The sequence below is a fragment of the Acinetobacter sp. KB005 genome, from assembly GCF_049949095.1.
GTDB classification, from domain to species: domain Bacteria; phylum Pseudomonadota; class Gammaproteobacteria; order Pseudomonadales; family Moraxellaceae; genus Acinetobacter; species Acinetobacter calcoaceticus.
On sequence record NZ_CP188191.1, the window covers coordinates 1109021 to 1129733 of the forward strand.

Below are 20713 nucleotides of genomic sequence, written 5' to 3' on the forward strand. Positions count from 1 at the left end.
AGATTGAGCCATGTTTACAGGCATTATTGAAAGTTTAGGAAAAGTTGAAAGCCTGCAAAGCGTAGGTGGTGATGTGCGTTTACGTATTCAGACTGATCTGGATATGTCAGATGTACATTTGGGTGACTCAATTGCGACCAATGGAATTTGTCTCACCGTGATTGAATGGGGCGATAATTGGTATGCAGCTGATGTTTCTCGTGAGAGTTTAAACCGAACGACTTTGGGTCACTGGAAAGTTGGGCAACGTGTTAATGTTGAAAAGGCAATGTTACCGACAACACGCTTTGGTGGACACATTGTAAGTGGTCACGTTGATGGCGTGGGCGAAATTACTGTAGTACGTGAAGATGCTCGCTCAATCTATTATGAAGTTACAGCACCTGTAGAACTTGCTAAATATTTAGCAGAAAAAGGTTCTGTGACCGTAGATGGTATTAGTTTAACGATTAACCACTTACGTGGAAATATTTTAAGCTTGAACTTAATTCCGCACACAGCAGAACGTACTAACATTGGAACGTGGCAAGTAGGTAGTAAAGTAAATCTTGAAGTCGATGTTTTAGCGCGTTATATCGAGCGTTTATTGCTGGGTGACAAAGCTGCTGAACAAAAAACAGAGTCAAATATTAGTATGGCTTTTTTAGCTGAGAATGGCTTTTTAAAATAAAAAGCTAGATCGTTAAAATAAAAAAACCGGACACATATTCCGGTTTTTTTATTTCGAAAACTTAATGCTTGGTTAGAGTAACCGAGTGTGTGCCCACCCATGGCTTGTTATGCTGAGTGCGAGTAATTGTAAAATCACGGGTTTCAGACTCACGTGTAAGTAAGATAGATAAAGAGTTAAAGTCGTTATGACTCATATAAAATTCTTGTGCTGAAAACGTCCATTGCTCACCCTGATTTAGCTGTTCAACTTGCTTTGAAATCTGATGCAGAATGTCCATCTCTTATCCTCATTAATTATCTTGAATAGCTACTTTTCATTCTTATAATTAATTGATCTATAAGAATAATCTATATGTCTATTCTGTGACATATACGTGTCACTTTTATGACAAAAGAAATATTTAAAGGTTTACTTTTCTATTTTTTCATCAGAAAACTTAGAATTCTTTAAAATGTATTCAATTTCTTCTTGAGCTGCCGAATTTAGCTTGGCTCGGAAAGCCGTTACAGACTGTTCAATTAAGCTCTCAGCTTCAAGTTCTAAACGAATACGTAAACTTTCAAGCTCAGATAAGATTTGATCATCGGTAATACTAAGTTTTACACCAGCAGAGTAATTGACTGCTGGTGTTTCAGGATTTTTCTGATAACGCGCGGTTTGCTCTGCAACCTCTTGTTCTAAATGGCTACGTAATGTGTGTAACGTTTCAGTCTGTTCATTAAACTTACGAATTTCATCTGCTTGCAACTCCGCAGCATAAGCAGCTTCTGATGCACGTTTGTCAGCAAGTGCTTTTTCTAAAGCAAGTTGACGACGAATACGTGCTTGCTCAATGAGCTCTGCTTTGAGGTCTGCGTAGGCTTGTTCAATTTTTTGCTGTGATTCTAACTGCGCTTTTTCGTCATTTAAAACCCAAAGCTGAATAGGGGTTTGGGGTTCGAGTAGATCGCAAATACGTGCCAGATCCTGTTGATAGGTATGACGGACAGCTTCAGGCGCATTTAACCATCTTTTTTTAAAATCTTGCCCGACATTTAATGCCACCATGGTTCTCCTTGATCAACAGTATTTACATTTTAGCGCGTTATAATTTAAAGGGCCGCGGTTCTATACCCAAACGGCGATACATTTTAAATTTTTCTCGACCAATTTGCTTGGCTGTTTCATTATTTTCAACAATTTCTATAATGTGGCTAAAATGATCAACTTGATCAAGTGCATGATTGTTAAAATTAAATACTAACAAGCCTTGTTCAAGTGGTTGTTTAGCCGAAATACATACAGCAGCATCAGGCTGGTCAACACCATGCCCAATGAAACTGACTGGGTCAAATTCCCATAATCTTTCATCAAGCATATGTTGTAGCTGCACATCTGGACAATACCACCAGATTTTAGGATGCTTCTGTAATATTTTTCGACATAAACGGCAAGCACTATCGACTTGCCGTTCTTCGCTGGTTTCAAACAGATAAAAACTAACTTTAGCCATTCGTGCTTACACGATTCGCTAAAAATTGCATGAGTAATGGTACTGGACGACCAGTTGCACCTTTAGCTGGACCAGATAACCATGCTGTTCCTGCTACATCTAAATGAGCCCAACGATATTCACGTGTAAATCGCTCAAGGAAACATGCAGCTGTAATCGCGCCACCATATGGTCCACCGATGTTTGCAATATCCGCAAATGGTGAATCAAGTAATTCTTGATAATCATCAATCACTGGCATACGCCATACACGGTCAAACGATTGCTCGCCAGCTTGTTGGAGCTCAGCTGCTAAAGCATCATCTGGTGAGAACAACCCACTGAGTACTTTACCTAAAGCGACTACACAGGCACCTGTTAAAGTTGCAATATCAACCACTACTGCTGGATTGAAGCGTTTGATATAGGTCAATGTGTCACACAGAACAAGACGGCCTTCAGCATCTGTATTCAAGATTTCAACAGTTTGCCCGCTCATGGTGGTCACAATGTCACCCGGACGGGTTGCTTTACCAGAAGGCATATTTTCTGCTGCTGCAATTGCACCAACTACATGAATAGGAAGTTTTGCTTCGCATAATGCACGAATGGTACCTAGTACAGAGGCTGCACCACACATATCGAATTTCATTTCATCCATGCCAAGGCCTGATTTTAAAGAAATACCACCTGTATCAAAAGTTACGCCTTTACCTACAAGAACTACCGGAGCTTGATCAATCTGTGCTTGATATTCGAGCGTTACAATACGGCCCGGACGTTCAGATCCTTTACTCACTGCAAGAAAAGCATACATGCCTAAATCAGCCATTTGTTGCTCATTTAAAACAGTGACTTTAAGTAAGTCAGGGAATTCTGCCGCTAAAGCTAGAGCCTGTTCTGCCAAATATTCTGGGAAACAAATATTACCCGGACGGTTGCCAAGGTCGCGTGCATAAGACTGACCAGACTGTACTGCATGTACTAAAGCCAGTTGTTTTTCATCTAGGCTAGTCGTTGAACTAATTAAATCAACCTGTTGTAACACAAATTCATTTTTTTTCGATTTAAACTCATCATAACCATAAGCTGCTTGAGTTAAGCTTAAAGCAAATAAATAATGGTGCTCGACAGGTAACGCAGCAATATCAATTGCGATATGCTTAAATTTATTTTGTGTCGATTTGATAATCGTTTGGGCAAGTTTAGCTAACTTAACTGTCTGAAGTTCAGCTGTTTTTCCTAAGCCAAGTAATTGGCTGTGAGGCTGATTTGAAATCTGACCAAATAAAGGCAGAGTTTCATTGAAGTTGCCTTTAAATTGGGTAGCGCTAAGAACGCTTTCTAGGTTATTGATTTGATATGTGTTGACGTTGCTTTGTAACTGTTCTGAATCAACTAAAACCCACAAAGATTCATTAGATGTCTGTTCGGGAAAAGTTGTATAAGTTGTAAATTTCATGGCTGTCGTGATTGCCTATAGAAAGTTATGATGAATTAAAACATTGAAACACTTTCAAGCATAGCGTTGCAATGTGCGGTTTTATATTTTTAACATTCGGGTAAACTAGCAGTCGTCCCGATTAGCCTTTTGGAAGTATTACTTTGATTATTCGGCGTTATCTCGTCAAGCAAGTTGTCTCTACCTCATTGGTGGTCATTTCTTTATTGACCTTAATCATGATGGGTGGTCGTCTGATCAAATACTTTGGTGTGGCGGCGCAGGGGCGTTTAGATGCCAGTATCTTGTTTAGCATCATTGGATATCGTTTACCTGAATTTTTAACACTCATTTTACCACTGGGTTTTTTCATTGGTTTAATGTTGGTGTTTGGTCGTTTATATGTTGACCATGAAATGGCAGTACTGAACGGTAGTGGTGTGAGCCGTCATCAATTAGCACGATTACTCATTCCAATGACGCTTGTTTATATGGTTTGTCAGTCTGTGCTTATGCTCTGGATGACGCCGTGGGGACTACGTGAGTTTGAAAAATTAACCACCACCCAAGCGGTTCGGACAGGCTTCGATTTGGTTCGCCCAAGAGAATTTATTTCTTCTGGACCCTATACGATTTATGCAGGTTCATTGTCAGAAGACCGAAAGAATTTGAAGGATATTTTCTTTTATCAACGTGCGACCAAAGAAGATAAGCCAGATGTCATGATCTTGGCAAAAGAAGCGACTCGTGTAGAAGTTGCAAATGACACAGCCAATGTCGTTGATCTGGTGCAAGGCCGTCGTTATGAAATATTCCCGGGACAACCAAAATATACACAAGCAGAGTTTCAGTCTTATCGTCTACGTTTAGAAAATGATAAAGATGTTAAGTTTGAGAGTGGCGATGTAGAAGCCTTATCAACGACTAAACTCTTTTCAAAAACAAATGATCCAGTCATAAGAAGCGAGTTGGGATGGCGTTTGTTTGGACCATTCACCATTATGATTGCTTTAATGCTTTCTGTGGCATTGTCTGAGGTGAGTCCACGACAAGGTCGTTATTACCGTCTTATTCCGGCGATTTTTATTTTTTCCAGTCTGATCGTATTAATGATTGCAATCAAGACTCGTATTAGTAAAGAAGAACTCGATATTTGGGCTTATCCTGCAGTGTTGGTGGTTTATGGCGTTGCAGCAGCCTTATTTTCACGTAAACAGAAGTTGGCACCAAAAATCAAGAAACAGATCAAGCGAGTGAAATTATAATGTTAGCACGTCGAATAGTCGCCAAATATGTGACGAAAACCACTGCGCTTGCGATGTTTGGCACCACGGTTGTTTTGTCGATTTTACAGATCTTATTTACGTACCTTGGTGAGTTGGGTGAGCTCAAACCCGACTATAACGCATGGCAAGCTCTCATCTATGTGTTATGGGGAGCGCCTCGTTATCTATATGAAATTTTACCTATTTCTGCCTTGATTGGTGCTGTAATCGGTTTAGGTTCACTAGCAACCAGCAGTGAACTTATTGTTATGCGCTCAGCTGGTATTAGCTTATGGCGTATTGTTGGTTGGGTGATGCGCTCAGCTTTACTGCTTATTATTTTGTCTTTCGCTTTAAGTGAATGGGTTATTCCATATACCAATGAAAAAGCAGAAAGTGTTAAAAGCCACCGCTCTGTAGCTGCTTTAGGCGAAGTGAAAGGTTATTGGTCACGTGAAGGACAGCGATTTATCTATATTGACTATGCTAACTCTCAAGGCAATTTAAAAGATATTCAAGTGGTCGATTTTGACCAGAACTATTACTTGCAATCATTAATCAATGCTCAGCAAGGACAGTTTGTAAAAGATGGTCAATGGGCTTTGAAGAAAGCACAACAAATGGATATTTTGGCGGCAGGAAATGCCATCAAAACCGACCATGACGAACAATCACTTTCTTTGGCATTACAGCCTAAATATGTGCACATGGTGACTTTAGATCCTGAAGATTTATCTCCAAGCCAGCTCATTAGTTTTATGCGTTATATGGATGAATATAGTCAGGTTCCAAAGACCTATCAATTGGCTTTCTGGCAAAAAGTTGCCTCGCCATTTTCGTTGATTGCTCTGGTTCTCGTGGCATGTTCATTTATTTTTGGACCATTACGCCAACAATCGATGGGTTTCCGTTTGGTAATCGCATTGTTTATTGGTTTGAGTTTCTATTATTTGCAAGATTTCTTGGGTTATGCCAGCTTGGTTTATGCCCCATCTCCTGCATGGTTCGTACTCGTACCTATCTTGTTAATGTTTGGCGCCGGAAGTTATTTGCTTTACCGCGCTCGCTAGTAATAATTGAAATTTATGGTTTTCATCAATCGTAGATATTGGTGAAAGCCATAGGAAAAAATAGAGTCTTGACCGAAAATTCGGTAAGATATCGTGACGAAATTGTAGACAAAAGAGAAATAGATTATGACGGATGCAACTGCTGGCAAGATCCCTCACGTTCTGGTCATTATGGATGGTGTTGGTCACCGTGAAGCGATTGAAGATAATGCTTTTCTTGCAGCAAAAACACCGAATTTGGCGGCAATGACCGCAAAGCATCCAAATAGTCTAATTTCTGGTTCTGGTGAAGATGTTGGTTTGCCTGATGGACAAATGGGTAACTCTGAAGTCGGTCATATGAACCTTGGTGCTGGCCGTGTTTTGTATCAAGACTTTACCCGTATTACTAAAGATATTCGTACTGGCGACTTTTTTAAACATGAAGTGTTGATCGACGCTGTTGAAAAAGCCAAAGCTGCTAATGGTGCTGTTCATATTATGGGCTTGCTCTCAGAAGGTGGCGTCCATTCACATGAAGACCATATTGTGGCGATGTGTGAGCTTGCATTAAAACGTGGTGCAAAAGTTTATTTACATGCTTTCCTTGATGGCCGTGATACACCTCCACGTAGTGCTCAGCCATCTTTAGAAAAATTAGATGCATTATTTGCTCAATATCCAGGTCAAGGCCGTATCGCGACCATGATTGGCCGCTACTTTGCAATGGACCGCGATAACCGTTGGGATCGTGTTGAGCAAGCTTATCGCTTGTTGACCGAAGGCGAGGCACTTCGTACTGCGCAAACAGCAGCGGAAGGGTTAGAGTTAGCTTATGCAGCCAATGAAAACGATGAGTTTGTAAAAGCGACTCGTATTGGTGATGTTGCTAAAGTACAAGACGGCGATAGCGTTGTATTTATGAATTTCCGTGCTGACCGAGCTCGTGAAATTACTCGTGCATTTGTAGAAAAAGACTTTGCAGGTTTTGAGCGTAAAGTTGTACCAAACCTTTCTAAATTTGTCATGCTAACCCGTTATCAAGCTAGCATTGATGCACCAGTTGCATACATGCCAGAAGCATTAAAAAATTCATTGGGTGAATATTTATCTTCTCTTGGAAAAACTCAGTTACGTATTGCCGAAACTGAAAAATATGCTCATGTCACGTTCTTCTTTAGTGGCGGGCGTGAAGATGAATATCCGGGCGAAAAGCGTATTTTGATTCCATCTCCAAACGTTGCAACATATGACCTTAAGCCTGAAATGAGTGCTTATGAAGTAACTGATGAATTGGTTAAAGCCATTAATTCTGGCGAATACGATTTATTGGTTGTGAACTATGCCAATGGTGATATGGTAGGTCATACAGGTATTTTTGATGCTGCAGTTAAAGCAGTTGAAGCAGTCGATCTTTGTCTTGGGCGTGTCTATGAAGCGGTAATGGCAAAGAAAGGCCATATGTTGATTACTGCTGACCATGGTAACGTTGAACAAATGCAAGACTACGAAAGCGGTCAAGTTCACACTCAACATACAACGGAACTTGTACCGTTTATCTATGTTGGCCCAACACAAGCAACAATTGCAGAAGGTGGTGTGCTTGCCGATGTAGCACCTACGATTCTCAATTTAATGCAGATTCCTGTTCCTGCTGAAATGCAAGGGCGTAATCTGATTACATTATCTGCATAAGCCAAAGGTGATTGGATGCTGCAACACATTAAATATAAAAAACTTATTGTAAGTATGTTGCTGTGTTGCAGCCAATTTGCTTTTGCAGCGCCAGTTGTAAAAGAGAAATTGTCACCTCTGCATTCCGATTCGGAAGAACCGGAACATAGTTATGCAGAGGTACCGATTGAGTCGATTCAACAGTTTGTTCAAATCTATGGAATCGTTCGAGATAATTACGTTGACGTGAAGTCCGACGATGCCTTATTTCAACAAGCCATTAAAGGGTTGGTGAGTGGGCTAGATCGTTATTCACGTTATTTGTCGGCAGAAGAATATCGTCAATTGATTCAATATACCGAAGGTGACCTCGCCTCGGTTGATTTTGCTTTAAGCCCTGAAGTGCATGTCCATAAATGGATGATTCGTGATCTTAAAACTGGCTCAGACTCATACAAATTAGGTTTGAGAAATGGTCAAGCGATTCTCAAGATTGATAATCAAGACTTAAAAAATTTAAACCAAGATCAGGTGCTTGGGCTGCTTTATGGCTCTATCGGAAGTACGCTTCAAGTACAAGCAGAAGATTTAAATGGAAACATCAACTTAGTTCGTAATAAAAAAATAGAAACCGATATAGAACCTGTAATGCTACATAATCAGGTTTTAGTGTTAAAAATTAGAGTATTCCAGCAAGACACGGCAAATGAAATTAAACGGTTAATTGAAGAAAATAGTTCACCACGTTTAAAAGCCGTTTTAATCGATTTACGAAACAATCCGGGTGGGTTGTTATCGGCAGCAGTCGAGTCGGCAGATTTATTTCTAAATAGTGGGATTATCGTTTCAACTAAAAGCCGTTCGGAAGGTAATCAGCAATTTCAGGCTCTGCCCGGCAATGAATTTCAGAATATAAAATTAGGTATATTGATTAATCATCGTTCTGCATCGGCAGCCGAGGTTTTTACTGCGGCCATGAAAGAACATCAGCGTGCATGGGTAATCGGTGAAAAAAGTTATGGGAAAGGCGTAGTGCAGAAACTATTTCCTTTGCCAAGTGGTGCAGCACTACAAATGACAGTCTCACACTATTACACGCCAAATGGCAATATGATTGAAGGGCAAGGTATTCAGCCTAACCAGACCTACCCTTTGCCCCCAGAAATGAAAGAAGACGTATATTTAGATCGTGTTGCAGACTTATTTCTAAAGAAAAAATAGTCTTTTATACTTCCTCTCCTAATTCGGTATCTAAGCCAAACTTTTTCAATCGATAGCGTAAAGAGCGGAAGGTCATTCCTAGCTTTTTAGCTGCTAAGGTCCGATTCCAATGGGTCATGTCCAACGCGTTCAGTAGAATATCTTTTTCAATATTTTCTAAGTAGCGTTCTAAGCCTTCCATTGGTAATTTTGGCCGAGTCTGAGTAATCGCAGTTGATGTGTCATTCACTTGTTTAGTTGCGATTTGCGAGTTAACGCTACTGCCTCTGAGAGGAGGTGCTAAGTGTGTTAAATCAATACATTCATCATCACTTAAGGTAATAGCTCGTTCAATCATATTTCTTAATTCACGAACATTACCTGGAAAATCTTGCTGCAATAAATAAGTTTCAGCAGTAGTGGTTAATTGTTTGCTTGGAATTCCCCATTCCATACAAACCTTTTGAATAAAATGATTGGCTAATAACAAAATATCTCCACCGCGCTCACGTAGTGGCGGCAACATGATATCCATAACATGAATACGGAAAAATAAGTCCTGACGGAATTTGCCTTGTCGGACTAATAACTCTAAATCTTGGTGGCTGGCGCTAATCACCCGAAAATCAACATCGATTTCCTGATCGGAACCTACTGGGCGAATTTTTTTCTCTTGTACTGCCCGAAGTAATTTGACTTGCATACTTAAAGGCAATTCAGCAATTTCATCTAAAAATAAGCTGCCGCCATGAGCGGATAAAATAAGGCCTTGTTTGTCTTGGGTAGCTCCAGTAAAACTGCCTTTTTTATGTCCAAAAAGTTCACTTTCCATGAGCTCAGTTGGAATTGCTCCACAGTTAATCGCGATAAACGGACCTTCGCTGCGATTACTCAAGCGGTGAATAAGATTAGCAACAACCTCTTTACCTGTACCAGACTCGCCTGTAACAAACACTGGAGCTTGAGAGCGGGCTATTTTTTTAATAGCTGTTCGTAAGTTTTGTATTGGAGGAGAACGACCAATTAATAGGTCATTTTCCAAAGTTATTTCACCGAACTCATGCTCTGGTTTTGGCTGATTTAACGCTTTTTTTAATAACTGATCTAAATGAATTTGGTTAATAGGTTTACTTACAAAGTCAAAAGCTCCTGCCTTTAACGCTGCAATTGCAATATCCATATTGCCGTATGCAGTTAAAACTGCAATTGGTGTGTGTGGGTAAGTTTGAGAAACGTGTTTAACCAATTCTAAACCGCTACCGTCGGGTAGGTTCAAATCGGTTAAACATGCATCGTAATGAAACTGAGTAAAGAGTTGTTTGGCCTGTTCAACCCGATAAGCAAGATGTGTTTTAATCCCCATTCGCGCAAGAGTCATTTGCATTAAAAGGCACAAATCTTCTTCATCGTCTACAAGCAAAACTAGTGGTTGCTGTTCTGCCATTTCCCCAAAAACCTAATAAAAAAATCAATATATTATTGGGCATTCCATTTGGAAGCATGCCCCTTGTTTTTGCTCTACATACGTGAGCTTTGCATGGTTTGCCTCACAAAAACTATGAGACAAATATAATCCTAAACCAGTTCCATTAATTTCGGTACTAAAAAATGGTTTAAATAATTGAGATATATCACGTTTTGAAACACCTTCGCCGTAATCGATCACATCAATATAAATTTTATTTGTTTGTGAGTGAATGTTGATCAGAACATGGGGTGAATCAGGGGCATTATGTCGTAAAGCATTCCTGACAAGATTAATCAGCACTTGTCTTAGCTGTTTCTCGTCAAATAATAATTTTAAGGATGAATCAGAGATTTTAAGCTGTATAGAATGTTTAACATCCGATAGATCTTCGTCTAATAACGTCTTTATGAAGTCATTTAATTCAATCTGGATTGGATGAGTTCTTTCGCTGCTGGCAAGTCCTAAGGTGTCTTGAACAATACTATCGATGCGTTTTGTTTGCTTACCAATCATACGGCGTAAAGTATTTTGCTGCTCTAAATCACTATCTTTAAGTAATTCATTTGCCTGAACAATTGCTGCCAGAGGATTACGGATTTCATGTGCAATACTGGCTGAAAGTTGCCCTAAAGCAGCCAGTTTGAGTTGTTGAGCTTGCTGATTAATGTGTTGCGCATCTTGTAAAATGAGCAGCGTCAATGCTTGTTGCGGCACTACAAGATGCTGCACTTTAATGTTAATAGAGTAAGCCGACAGCCGAGACTCAAAAATAAATCGATCACCTTCTTGTAGGTTATCAAACTTAAGAATTTCAAATAAATCGGGATGCCATTTAGCTAAAGGATATTTTTCACTGGCAAATTGTGGCGGAATGCCTAACAGAGAGCAGGCAGCCGGATTACTTAGAACAATGTCATAGTTTTCATCTAGAACAAGATAGCCTTCTTCAATTTGTTCCAGAATATAGCGGTTAATATTTTGTAGTTGATAGAGCTCTATTGATTGATGGAAAGTTAGCGCCTCAAGTAATTTAAAGCGCTGAACAGCAATTTGTCCGATCCCATGCACCACAAAAAATAAGAAGGCTAATAAGGCACTATTACCAATTGTATTTAGATTATTGTAGTCAAATAAACTACCGACAAAGCGTTGGTAAATAACGGCAATGACCGCAAGTAATGTAATGAGTAAAGACATTCTTGCACTGAGTAAAATTGCCGAGGTAAATATAGCAATAACATACAGCAAGCTGAGTTGTAGATTTGGTTCACCTACAGAAAATGTAAGTAAACTCAGACAGATAACATCAACTACAAAAAATAAAATAAGCTGCTTTGTTGCCTGAGTTGCAATAAACTTAAAACACAAAAGCTGAAGAAGGCTTAATATGGAATAGCCAAGCAGTGTGTAAGAATATAAAGCGGGTTGTTGTAGACTATTGTCGATTTGAGCATCGGTTAAAACCAAAATAAAATTGAGGCTAACCGCAATAATAAGACGATATAAACCATACCACGTGCCCAAACGAAAAATCGTATTGGACAACGATGAGTTTAAGGGAAATTGCATATAATTTTGATTATGGTTTGATCAGACCATACCGGATCGCAAGATGAGTTAGTTTAACGTCACTATCGATGGCGAGTTTTTCAAAAATACGGTAGCGGTAAGTATTCACCGTTTTGACACTTACAAAAAGTTTGTCCGCAATTTCTTGAGCGCTAATACAATTTACAACCATCATTGCAACTTGCATTTCTCGTTCGGATAGGGCGTCAAAAGGTGATTGTTGTGTGTCTGATAGATAGGAACTCGCCAACTGCTCAGCAATATCTGCACTGAAGTATTTACCACCTTGCATGACTTTGTTGATTGCCCGAACCATTTCTGTAATTGGAGCACCTTTTGTGATGTAGCCTTTAGCTCCTGCTTTAAGCAAAAGAGAAGGGTAAGGTTCCTCTGATAAACCACTTACAGCAATAACTTTTGTATCTGGTGCGGTTTGTAATAAACGACGCGTTGTTTCTACGCCCCCGATGCCTGGCATGTTGACATCAAGTAGCACAACTTGAGGATGTTTCTGACGAACAATAGCAATTGCTTCTTCACCCGATTCGGCTTGTCCAATGACCTCTACATCGGCATGATCTTCTAACATACGGCAAATGCCTGTACGTACAAGTTCATGGTCATCCACAACTAAAACTGTAATCAAGAAGACCTCCTTTCTTTCAAAAAACAAGTTTTTTGTTACATAAAGCAAAATTAGCTTGCAATGGAATGACAAAATTAGCAATCCTATTCTTATATAGTGAGCGAATAGTTGTGCACAATTGTGTCGGTAAAAGCGTTATACCTTATACCTCAAATGTAAGGCATAATTATAGTAAGCGCAAATGTGTATCACCCTGAGTCGAGTATTGTGCCGTGAAAAATTCTAAAAAGTCTTTAATACATGTGCTAAGCATGTCTATTTTGCTTAGTTTGAGTTCAACAAGCTTTGCAGAACTCGTCAATAACCCGTCCTCAGGGAGTAGTGGTACTGCAAGCTTAAATTGGTCTTCAGCTGACGCTAGCCAATTTTTGAATGAGGAAGATGATGAACCCACTCCGCAAGGTTCAACATCTGTAACTACAACATTGCGTGGCGGTAATGCACCGAAAGTTATAGCGTCTGCTCCTAAGCTTGCTCCAATTCGTGATACGAGTGGGTACAATGCTCAGCCGAGTGTAAGTGCTCGAGCTGCGTTAGTGATGGATGCGCAAACTGGTGAAGTACTGTTTAGTAAAAATACGAACGCTTCTGTGCCAATTGCATCTATTACCAAGTTAATGACAGCAGTGGTAACGGCAGATGCTCGTTTAAACATGTCAGAAGAAATTATGCTTGAGCAAATTGATTTTGCGGGGGCAAACGGTAAAAATTCAAGTTCAACACTCCGTGTTGGCGACAAGATGAACCGTGCAGAAGTGTTGTTGTTTGCTTTAATGAAGTCTGAAAATCCGGCAGCAGCGGCTTTAGCGCGTACCTATCCGGGTGGTCGTCCTGCATTCGTTGCTGCAATGAACTCTAAAGCACGTGCTTTAGGTATGAACGCAACTCATTATTATGAATCTACAGGCTTAGATCCGCGCAATGTATCTTCTGCGCGTGACTTAGGGATTTTGGCGAGTACAGCATCTCAATATGGTTTGATTCGTCAATTCTCAACAACACCAACTTATGATTTTAACTTGGGTTATCGCGTGTTGAAATCTAACAATACCAATGCTCTAGTGCGTAATGGTGGTTGGAATATTAACTTGTCTAAAACGGGTTATATCAATGAAGCAGGTCGCTGTGTTGTCATGCATACGACTGTAAACTCACGTCCAGCAGTGATTGTATTACTTGGTGAGCCAAGTACGCAGGCACGTAACAATGATGCAACTAACCTATTAGGTTGGTTAAGTAATTTACCAAAACGTATTTAATTTAATTATTCTAAAAACGCTTCTAGATAGAAGCGTTTTTTTATGGCTATTAAAAAAGACATAAAAACGGCTGTGTTGAACAGCCGTTTTTATGAAAACTCAGATTTTACATGTTAGATAAAATCGAATCTTTTACTTGGCTCATTGTTGCATCAATTGACAACATAACTGCATCAGCACATTGTTTGATTGCAGTATCTGGGTCTTTCAAGCCATTACCAGTTACTGTACATACAATTACAGAACCTTCAGCAATTTTACCTGCTTTAATGTCACGAATCGCACCACCGATAGAAGCAGCAGATGCTGGCTCAACAAATACGCCTTCGTACATAGAAAGTAAGCGCTGAGCTTCTAAAATTTCGCTGTCTTGAAGTTCATCAAACCAGCCTTTAGAGTCACGTACTACCGCTTTAGCATGGTTCCAGCTTTGTGGGTTACCAATACGAATTGCAGTTGCAACTGTTTCTGGGTTTTCAACTGGAGCGCCACGTAAGAATGGAGCTGCGCCAGAAGCCTGATAACCTACCATTGTTGGTAAACCTTCAGGTTTTGGACCAGTAAACTGATCTGTTGCTGCGTCATAAATAACTTGTTCAAACTGATCAGCAGGCTGATTTGCTACTGCTTCAGTATAGCCCATCCAGTGAGCTGTGATGTTACCTGCGTTACCTACAGGTAGGCAGTGATAATCAGGTGCACGGCCTAAAGCTTCAACGATTTCATAAGCAATGGTTTTTTGACCTTGCAAACGGTAAGGGTTGATTGAGTTTACAATCGTTACAGGCGCTTGATCAGCGACTTCTTTTACAAGACGCATACCATCATCGAAGTTACCACGGATTTGCATAGTGATCGCACCATACATCATCGCTTGCGCCATTTTACCCATCGCAATTTTGCCTTCTGGAATCAAAACAAATGCTTTGATACCTGCACGTGCAGCATAAGCAGCAGCAGCAGCAGAAGTGTTACCAGTAGATGCACAGATAATCGCTTTAGAGCCTTCTTCAACCGCTTTGGTTACAGCCATGGTCATACCACGGTCTTTAAATGAACCAGTTGGGTTTAAACCCTCATATTTCACATAAATTTCAACATCTTTGCCAATAATACGTGGAATATTCTCTAGTTTAATGAGTGGGGTGTTGCCTTCCCCCAAAGAGATAGCACGAGTAGTTGCCGAAACTGGCAAACGGTCACGATAACGATCTACAAGACCAGTATAACGATTGGCATTAGACATGATGGTGTTCCAATTAGAGATGAAGCGGGAGAGGGAATCTTTCCCTCAACCTGATTAACTATCGAGCGATTCTAAACGAATTCTTACGATTTCGCCACGAATTGCAGGTAAGGCTTGAATTTGTGCAAGTGCCTCATCCATTTTAGATTCGACGATTGGATCGGTGAGAATCACGATTGGAATAAGGTCTTTTAAACGGGATTGTTGCATGATGGCATCAATACTAATTCCAGCACGGCTTAAGATGGTAGTGACATCTGCAAGTACACCAGTTTGATCTTCGGCATTTAAGCGGATGTAATAACCTGTGGTCATTTCTTCACGGCTTAAAATTGGCACATTTGTTAATGCTTCAAAAGCAAGTTGAGGAATCGTTCCAGCACCATCTTCGGTATAAGAAATATCACGGACAATATCAATTACATCTGCAACAACAGCAGAAGCAGTTGGACCAGCACCAGCACCAGCGCCGTAATAGAGTGTAGGGCCTACAGCATGCGCTTGAACTAAAACAGCATTTTTAACACCATTTACGTTAGCAATAAGCTGCTCATCTGGAATGAGTGTTGGGTGAACACGTAGTTCAATACCCTTTTCAGCGCGACGCGCAATTCCTAGGTGTTTAATGCGGAAACCGAGATCTTCGGCATATTTCACATCTTGTGCAGTAATTTTGCTAATACCTTCGGTATAGACTTTATCGAACTGAAGAGGAATACCAAAAGCACAAGACGCTAAAATGGTAAGTTTGTGCGCAGCATCGATACCTTCAACGTCAAAAGTTGGATCTGCTTCTGCATAGCCAAGTTCTTGAGCTTCTTTTAATACATCATCAAATGCACGACCTTTCTCACGCATTTCGGTCAGAATAAAGTTGCCTGTGCCGTTAATGATACCTGCCAACCATTGAATATGGTTTGCAGCAAGACCTTCACGGATGACTTTAATAATTGGAATACCGCCAGCAACTGCTGCTTCATAAGCGATTTGTACAGCATTGTCTTCAGCTGCTTTAAATAGTTCGTTGCCATGTTCAGCGAGTAGAGCTTTATTTGCAGTAACGACTTGTTTGCCGTGTTTGATCGCTTCCATGATGACTTCGTAAGCAGGGTGTATACCACCCATCACTTCAACAACCATATCAACATCTGGTTGACGAACGATATCAAGTAAATCTGCGCTTTGTTTAATCCCTTCTAATTCGAGATCTGGACGAGGGCGGCGTGTTCCAACGTGGGTAATTTGAATTTCTCGACCGGTGCGACGTTTAATTTCAGCGGCATTTTCTTGTAGTAGTTTAAGGGCTCCTCCACCTACGGTTCCTAGACCGAGTATTGCCAGGCGAACTGGTTTCACGTCACACTCCATTCATCATTTAATCATTTAGTTGAAGCTAGATCATAGCTAAAAAAAACGCCAGACTCTAGCGCTTTTAGTGCCTGTTCAATGAATTAGAGTGCGATGTTTGGAAAAGAAGAGTAGATCAGTCTTTAAACACAGGTGGATAAAGTATTAATTATTGAAAAAACAAAGCGCTGCAATAAGAGCAGCGCTTTTCTTAAGAGACAGATGATTAATCATTCATCAACTTTAAGTGGATTATTTATCCAGACGTTTAATTAATTCATCTGGTGTTAGATATCCACCCAAGTACTCGCCATCAGCATTGTAAATAGCAGGTGTACCATTTACACCCATATTCAAGCCAAGTTGATATTGCTCTCGAACAGGGTTTTTACATTGAGCCGGTGGAATGTTGATACCTTGTACTGCTTGATTAAAGGCAGCTTTACGATCTGCACTACACCATACAGCTTCCATGGTCGGCATAAATTGTTCGCCGCGTGGCCAAGCGATATAACGTACCTCAATACCCTTTTCATTAATTTCGGGTATGTGCTCATGTAGCTTATGGCAATAAGGACAGCTTGCATCGGTAAACACATAGATCACGTGCTTAGCCTTACCTTTTGCAGGGTAGACAATAAGATCTTCATTTTTTAAAGCGGCAAGATGCTTTTTATTTTCTGATGCTTGAAGTGAGTCACCAATATTATGAAGCTCTTTGCCTCCTAAGCGGATTACATCACCCTGAATTAAATATTTACCATCATTTGTTGTATAAACTGATGTCATCCCTTCTAGATTTACCCAATATAAATTAGGAACTTCAGTCGGCTTGATATCTAAAATTTTGGCGCTGATATTTGCATTCTTAAATTGTTTTTGCAAAGTTTCGATCAAACGCTGCTTGGCATTACGCTCGATAATGGTTGAAGCTTCCCCTGTAGCAGGTGCAGTCGCTGTGAGCGCATCTTCTTTTTGTGGTTTGTTTTCTTTAGAACAAGCACTGAACAAAAGGCTAGATGCCAGAGTACAGGCAAGAAAAATTTGAGAGCGGGTAAAAGACATAGATAACCCTTATTTCATCAGTATTTATAGTCAGAAGCTGCTAAGCATACCAAAAAATCTAATGTGTATTGTTAAAACTTTCTTAACCTTTGTGAACGAAATCAAACGATTGATCTGAAATACTTGAGTGGAGCTTGAAAGGTTTATCATCCTCTAGGGTGATGTTTTTCATGTAATTGTTGCATTCTGACTTGTGCAACATGTGTATAGATTTGAGTCGTAGATAAATCGCTATGACCCAGTAACATTTGCACGACGCGTAGGTCTGCACCGTGATTGAGCAGATGCGTTGCGAATGCATGGCGTAAGGTATGAGGCGAGAGTTCAGCTTGAATATTGGCCTGTAGCGCATAGCGTTTAATGGCATACCAAAAGTTTTGTCGACTCATAATCCCGCCATGTTGGGTTAAAAAGAGATAGTCAGTCGAGCTTTTATAGAGTTGAGGCCGAGCATTATTCAAATAGCGTTCTACCCACTCACAGGCAAATTGTCCTAATGGCACCAAACGCTCTTTATTGCCTTTACCTGTAACACGTAAATAGCCTTGTTTTAAATTAATGAGTTCCAGACGCAAGTTAAGTAATTCTGAAACACGCAAACCACATGCATAAAGCACTTCAAACATTGCTCGGTCACGTAAGCCAAGTGCTGTATTGATATCTGGTGCTTGAATCAGTGATTCGACATCTTCTTCAGATAGGTCTTTGGGTAATGCTCGTCCAATTTTAGGAGAGTGGTGGGTCGCAACCGGATTGTCACTCCGTAACTTCTGTTCACGTAAAAATTTGTAAAACTGACGTAGGGCAGATAAACACCGTGCAATTGAGCGGGGACTTTTTCCTGCTTTTGTCAGTTCGATAAGAACATCGGCAATATCATCACTTGACCATTGTGGAAGAGCATTTTTTTTATGGAGTTCGCTGCATTGAATGAGGTCAGATAAATAAGCATTACGTGTATGTGGACTCACTGTCTGTGCAACGAGATAGTCGCGAAAACCTTGTAAAAAGCTTAAATGTTCAGGAATTTGAACAGGACTTGGAATACGCGGTTTTTTATTTAACATACACTACATCCTCTAAACCTCTGTACTGTAAAAGAAACTTTAAGGTTTGTCGATTAAACTGAATAGGAAGTGAAATTTAACCTTATTTGGTAATTATTCTCATTTATATGTATACTAGAAAAAAAGGTTTAGGATCGGATGCGGTGCGTTTATCAGCTTTAAAAGTGAAGCAAGCGGCGACCATCAGCAAAGTGAATCGGATATCAGTAGAGTCCGAGCAGCAAGATTTGGTCGCAATTCGTTTGGAAAGTTTGGGCTTTGTGCCAGGCACACGAGTGGAAGTGATTACCAAGGGTATTTTTGGTGGTGATCCGATCTTGATCCAAATTGGCTTTACTCGTTTCGCTTTGCGTAAAGCAGAAGCGGACAAAATCGAAATTCAAGTAGAAGAAGGAGTACCCGCATGAGTGATGCGTTACGTATTGCCCTTGTGGGAAATCCAAACTGTGGTAAAACCTCTCTTTTTAACCATTTAACTGGAACTCGACAAAAAGTCGCAAACTATGCGGGCGTAACGGTCGAGCGTAAAGTAGGTCATTTTCAATTACCTTCAGGGCGTGCAGTGCGTGTACTCGATTTACCGGGTACATATAGTCTAAATGCAACCAGTCCTGATGAAGTCATTACCCGTGATGTTTGCTTGGGTAAGATTGCCGAAGAAGGTCAGCAAGATGCTTTTTTATGTGTAGTCGATGCGACTAACTTAAAATTGCATTTAGGACTAGTGCTCGAAATGATCGAGCTTGGCCGTCCGATTTTACTCGTACTGAATATGATGGATGAAGCGCGTCGTCGTGGCATCCAAATTAATACTCAAAAGTTGTCTCAACGTTTGGGCGTAGCAGTCGTTGAAACAGTTGCTGTTCGTAATGCGGGTATTGAAAATTTATTACATGCCCTTGATCAAGAAAAATACAGTGTGCCGCAAACCGAACTGAGTGGTTTGACTGGAACTCATCATCAAAAAATCGATATGATTTTTAAAGATGTTGTTCAATATGTCGATCAGGGAGATAAACGTACTGATTTTCTAGATCGAATTTTCTTACACCCAGTTTTAGGCCTACTTAGCCTTGCCCTCATGATGTTTATTGTGTTTCAGGCAGTTTTTGCTTGGGCAGCTCCATTCATGGATGGCATTGAAGGCTTCTTTGGCTGGTTGGGGGAAGTGGTGGGAACTGTGATTACACAGCCACTACTGCATAGTTTGGTCGTTGACGGAATTATCGCGGGTGCTGGTGGCGTAGTTGTGTTCTTGCCACAAATTCTAATCTTGTTCTTCTTCATTTTAGTATTAGAAGAATCGGGTTATTTACCACGTGCAGCATTCTTGCTTGATAAATTAATGTTTCAAGCGGGTCTAAGCGGACGCGCTTTCATTCCTTTACTTTCAAGCTTTGCTTGTGCAGTACCGGGAATTATGGCAACCCGTAGTATTAGTGACCCTCGTGATCGTTTTACGACCATTATGGTTGCGCCTTTAATGACCTGTTCGGCACGTTTACCTGTATATGCTTTGCTGATTGCTGCATTTATTCCAGAGAAAATGATCTGGGGTATTTTTAACTTACAAGGTCTGGTGCTATTCGGTCTGTACATGGCTGGTATTGTGAGTGCTCTTTGCGTTTCATTTTTAATGAAGTTTTTGCAAAAAGATAAGTCACAGCATGCTTTACTGCTAGAGCTACCGAGTTATCGTTTCCCCGATTTAAAAAGTGTGGGAATTGGTTTGCTGGATCGTGCAAAGATCTTCTTGAAACGTGTCGGTGGAATCATTTTTGCGCTTTCTATTTTGCTCTGGTTTTTGTGTACCTTCCCACAGCCACCAGAAGGGGCGACATTACCTGCGATAGATTATAGTTTTGCCGGTATGCTCGGACATCTTATCCAACCTTTATTTGCTCCAATTGGTTTTAACTGGCAAATCTGTATTGCTTTAATTCCAGCAATGGCAGCACGTGAAGTCGTAGTGGCAGCATTAGGTACAGTTTATGCCTTGTCTGCAACGAGTGACGATGCTGTAGCTCAAGGTTTGTCACATCTGATTAGTGCAGATGGCTCGGGTTGGTCCTTGGCAACAGGATTATCGCTTTTAGTGTGGTTTATTTATGCTCCACATTGTTTGGCCACATTGGCAACAGTACGACGTGAAACAGGTTCATGGAAACATGTTGCTGTCATGACTGCATATCTGTTCGGCTTGGCTTATTTGGCATCGTTTGTTACCTATCAAATTGCTTCCCACTATTGGGGTTAAGGCAAGAAAGGAGGTT

At 40.4% G+C, this 20713-nt stretch carries 19 protein-coding genes; 8 read left to right on the forward strand and 11 right to left on the reverse strand.

Features of this window, described 5'->3' with window-relative positions; all coding sequences use genetic code 11:
• Positions 1-10 precede the first annotated feature (10 nt).
• Entirely contained in the window at positions 11-670 is a 660-nt protein-coding gene (locus ACPF64_RS05455; RefSeq protein ID WP_045437225.1) for a riboflavin synthase, read from the forward strand.
• A gap of 61 nt (positions 671-731) precedes the next feature.
• Here the strand turns inward: ACPF64_RS05455 and ACPF64_RS05460 are convergent, their stop codons facing one another.
• The 4 genes from ACPF64_RS05460 to ACPF64_RS05475 all read right to left on the reverse strand — a co-directional run bounded on the left by ACPF64_RS05460 (position 732) and on the right by ACPF64_RS05475 (position 3606).
• On the reverse strand, positions 732-950 hold the full coding sequence (locus tag ACPF64_RS05460; protein ID WP_003654423.1) for a hypothetical protein: 219 nt from the start codon (positions 948-950) through the stop codon (positions 732-734).
• A 131-nt stretch (positions 951-1081) separates the two neighbouring features.
• Positions 1082-1720 carry a cell division protein BlhA gene (blhA, locus tag ACPF64_RS05465; protein WP_080758627.1) on the reverse strand — a complete coding sequence of 213 codons (639 nt, stop codon included), beginning with the start codon at positions 1718-1720 and terminating at the stop codon, positions 1082-1084.
• A 37-nt stretch (positions 1721-1757) separates the two neighbouring features.
• On the reverse strand, positions 1758-2165 hold the full coding sequence (locus ACPF64_RS05470) for a DNA polymerase III subunit chi (protein WP_426455774.1): 408 nt from the start codon (positions 2163-2165) through the stop codon (positions 1758-1760).
• Positions 2158-3606 (reverse strand): leucyl aminopeptidase, encoded by a 1449-nt coding sequence (locus tag ACPF64_RS05475; RefSeq protein WP_426455775.1) that lies wholly within the window; start codon positions 3604-3606, stop codon positions 2158-2160. Before ACPF64_RS05475 ends, ACPF64_RS05470 begins: the two co-directional genes overlap by 8 nt.
• A 143-nt stretch (positions 3607-3749) precedes the next feature.
• On the opposite strand from ACPF64_RS05475, the gene lptF reads away from it, so the two are divergent.
• The 4 genes from lptF to ACPF64_RS05495 all read left to right on the forward strand — a co-directional run bounded on the left by lptF (position 3750) and on the right by ACPF64_RS05495 (position 8794).
• Positions 3750-4850, forward strand: a complete 1101-nt coding sequence (gene lptF / locus ACPF64_RS05480) for an LPS export ABC transporter permease LptF (RefSeq protein ID WP_151744797.1) — start codon at positions 3750-3752, stop codon at positions 4848-4850.
• A complete protein-coding gene (gene lptG, locus ACPF64_RS05485) occupies positions 4850-5920 on the forward strand; it encodes an LPS export ABC transporter permease LptG (RefSeq protein ID WP_151744796.1) in 1071 nt (356 codons plus the stop codon). The genes lptF and lptG overlap by 1 nt, the downstream gene beginning before the upstream one ends.
• Before the next feature lie 126 nt (positions 5921-6046).
• Positions 6047-7594 (forward strand): 2,3-bisphosphoglycerate-independent phosphoglycerate mutase, encoded by a 1548-nt coding sequence (gpmI, locus tag ACPF64_RS05490; RefSeq protein WP_426455776.1) that lies wholly within the window; start codon positions 6047-6049, stop codon positions 7592-7594.
• 15 nt (positions 7595-7609) lie between these two features.
• Positions 7610-8794: a S41 family peptidase gene (locus ACPF64_RS05495; protein ID WP_426455777.1), complete on the forward strand. Its 1185-nt coding sequence runs from the start codon at positions 7610-7612 to the stop codon at positions 8792-8794.
• A gap of 4 nt (positions 8795-8798) precedes the next feature.
• Here ACPF64_RS05495 and ACPF64_RS05500 read toward each other — a convergent pair whose 3' ends face one another.
• Genes ACPF64_RS05500 through gacA form a run of 3 tightly spaced genes read right to left on the reverse strand, consistent with a single transcriptional unit; the run spans position 8799 to position 12456 of the window.
• A complete protein-coding gene (locus tag ACPF64_RS05500) occupies positions 8799-10217 on the reverse strand; it encodes a sigma-54-dependent transcriptional regulator (protein ID WP_426455778.1) in 1419 nt (472 codons plus the stop codon).
• Positions 10218-10241: 24 nt separating this feature from the next.
• Entirely contained in the window at positions 10242-11810 is a 1569-nt protein-coding gene (locus tag ACPF64_RS05505) for a sensor histidine kinase (RefSeq protein ID WP_426455779.1), read from the reverse strand.
• A gap of 10 nt (positions 11811-11820) precedes the next feature.
• A complete protein-coding gene (gene gacA / locus ACPF64_RS05510; protein ID WP_003654436.1) occupies positions 11821-12456 on the reverse strand; it encodes a response regulator transcription factor GacA in 636 nt (211 codons plus the stop codon).
• A gap of 212 nt (positions 12457-12668) precedes the next feature.
• Between gacA and pbpG the strand changes: the two genes are divergently transcribed.
• Positions 12669-13715 (forward strand): D-alanyl-D-alanine endopeptidase PBP7/8, encoded by a 1047-nt coding sequence (gene pbpG / locus ACPF64_RS05515; protein ID WP_151744792.1) that lies wholly within the window; start codon positions 12669-12671, stop codon positions 13713-13715.
• A 106-nt stretch (positions 13716-13821) separates the two neighbouring features.
• Here the strand turns inward: pbpG and thrC are convergent, their stop codons facing one another.
• From thrC to xerD, 4 genes are all read right to left on the reverse strand, one after another.
• Positions 13822-14961: a threonine synthase gene (gene thrC / locus ACPF64_RS05520; RefSeq protein ID WP_003654438.1), complete on the reverse strand. Its 1140-nt coding sequence runs from the start codon at positions 14959-14961 to the stop codon at positions 13822-13824.
• Positions 14962-15015: 54 nt separating this feature from the next.
• Complete coding sequence (locus ACPF64_RS05525; protein ID WP_004640662.1) at positions 15016-16317, reverse strand: homoserine dehydrogenase; 1302 nt, start codon at positions 16315-16317, stop codon at positions 15016-15018.
• 243 nt (positions 16318-16560) lie between these two features.
• Positions 16561-17373 carry a DsbC family protein gene (locus ACPF64_RS05530; RefSeq protein ID WP_426455780.1) on the reverse strand — a complete coding sequence of 271 codons (813 nt, stop codon included), beginning with the start codon at positions 17371-17373 and terminating at the stop codon, positions 16561-16563.
• Positions 17374-17519: 146 nt separating this feature from the next.
• Positions 17520-18440 (reverse strand): site-specific tyrosine recombinase XerD, encoded by a 921-nt coding sequence (gene xerD, locus ACPF64_RS05535; RefSeq protein ID WP_004640667.1) that lies wholly within the window; start codon positions 18438-18440, stop codon positions 17520-17522.
• A 143-nt stretch (positions 18441-18583) separates the two neighbouring features.
• Here xerD and ACPF64_RS05540 point away from each other — a divergent pair, with 143 nt between their 5' ends.
• Complete coding sequence (locus ACPF64_RS05540) at positions 18584-18847, forward strand: FeoA family protein (protein ID WP_016801736.1); 264 nt, start codon at positions 18584-18586, stop codon at positions 18845-18847.
• Entirely contained in the window at positions 18844-20697 is a 1854-nt protein-coding gene (gene feoB / locus ACPF64_RS05545) for a ferrous iron transporter B (RefSeq protein ID WP_080026170.1), read from the forward strand. The genes ACPF64_RS05540 and feoB overlap by 4 nt, the downstream gene beginning before the upstream one ends.
• Positions 20698-20713: the final 16 nt, after the last annotated feature.